This is a genomic window from Collinsella aerofaciens, from assembly GCF_028206995.1.
GTDB classification, from domain to species: Bacteria; Actinomycetota; Coriobacteriia; order Coriobacteriales; family Coriobacteriaceae; genus Collinsella; species Collinsella aerofaciens_AQ.
This window is the reverse complement of the sequence record NZ_JAQLFL010000030.1, coordinates 1-1,547: the sequence shown is the minus strand read 5'-3', so window position 1 is coordinate 1,547 and position 1,547 is coordinate 1. Positions and strand designations below refer to the sequence as shown.

1 protein-coding gene is annotated in these 1,547 nt (G+C 67.4%); it reads right to left on the bottom strand.

Going from position 1 to position 1,547, the window contains the following annotated elements:
* Positions 1-115: 115 nt before the first annotated feature.
* Positions 116-1,258, bottom strand: a complete 1,143-nt coding sequence (locus PMX60_RS10160; protein ID WP_006234207.1) for an IS110 family RNA-guided transposase — start codon at positions 1,256-1,258, stop codon at positions 116-118.
* Between the last annotated feature and the right edge of the window lie 289 nt (positions 1,259-1,547).

Below are 1,547 nucleotides of genomic sequence, written 5' to 3'. Positions count from 1 at the left end.
GGGGGGTGTTCCTATAGTTTTGTCAACTGGGCAATGCTGTTTTCGAGATTGAATCGCGACATGCTAACGCCAGGCCTTTCGGCCGATGGGCTCCAATCTGTTCGGAGCGCTTCGACTAGGCGGCGTAGGGCACCCTGTCCCGCATGATCGCGTAGATGACCTTCAGCCTCTTTCGTGCCAGCGCCTTGAGCGCCTTGCCGTGCGGCATGCCCCGCTCTCGGCACCTAGCGTAGTAATCGCCCCATCTTCCCTCTGTCCGGGTAAGGCAGTTGCACGAGAATATGAGCAGGTTCTTCAGCCTCTTGTTGCCTTGGCGCGATGCCGTCACCGAGGAGATCGAGGTCCCCGACTGGCGGTTGCGCGGCGCCAGGCCGCAGTACGACGCGAGCCTGTCGTGGCTTGGGAAGTCTTCGATATCTATGGAGATCGCGAGCTCGGAAGCGGTTTTGGGGCCGATCCCCGGCACCGTCAGGAGGCATCGGTAGGTATCGTCGCCCTCGAGGAGGGCGGATATCTCCGCCGTGATCACATCGATCTCCGCCGAGTTCTCGGAGATCCTGCGCGCGAGCAGCCTCACCGCCCGGTCCTCGGCGGCGATGGCCGCCGCGTCCGGCCTTGTCGAGGAGGCCGTCGAGCGGACGAGGGCCTCGATCTTGCCGCGCGCCGCCCCGCGCGTGAGCGCCGCCGCCCTGCGGGGCCCGGCGTCGGCCACCGACCAGGCCCCGCCGAGGGATGCCATGAGCCTCAGCTGGGGACCGTCGGACAGGTCGACCAACGCCTCGAAGGCGGGGCACGATTCCAGCAGGATGCTGCGCAGCCGGTTCTTGCTCCTGGTGTTTTCGCAGGTCAGGAAGTTTCTCTGGGCGGCCAGCGCCCTCGCCGCCGCGACCGTCGGGCCCGGATCCCCGACCGGCAGGAGTGCGTCGGGGATGCCCAGCGCCGTCTTCGCGATGACCATTGCGTCCCGCTCGTCGGTCTTGGCGTCGCCGGCGAAGAGCCTGGCGGCCCCGTGTGCCGCGAGTCCCGGCAGGTACGCCGCCGACATCCCGGCCGCCTTGGCGCGGGCGAGCGCGAGGGCGCCTATGTTGCGCGACTGGTCGACGACCACGAGCGCGTCGGGGAAGCGGCCGAACAGCGAGTCCAGATCGCCCTCCCTGTTCGCGACGGGGGCGCTCAGCAGTATCTCGCCGTCCCGGGTCGCGACGCATGCCCAATGGGACAATTTCCCGACATCGAGCCCGATGACGGCTTCCGGCATTCTAGGTGGTGCCACGGTGTTATCCTCCAATCGGTAGGCCGATCGGAACCCCTCCCTGCGACACCCACATTACCTGGCCGTGGCGCTTGCGCCCGGCAGTTTCCTATCAGTCGTCCGGAGCGGCGAGCGCCCCCGGTGGCAACACCCCCCGGGCCCTCTACGGGGCAGGGGCAGACGGCCATCCGGAGGCGCCCGATCGGCGGCCCCTCGGGGCTTGCCCGTATCGTAGGCAATGCGCCGAATGCTCGCCATCGAAATTTATCGGTGGCCCACTTCAGACTGTAATGGG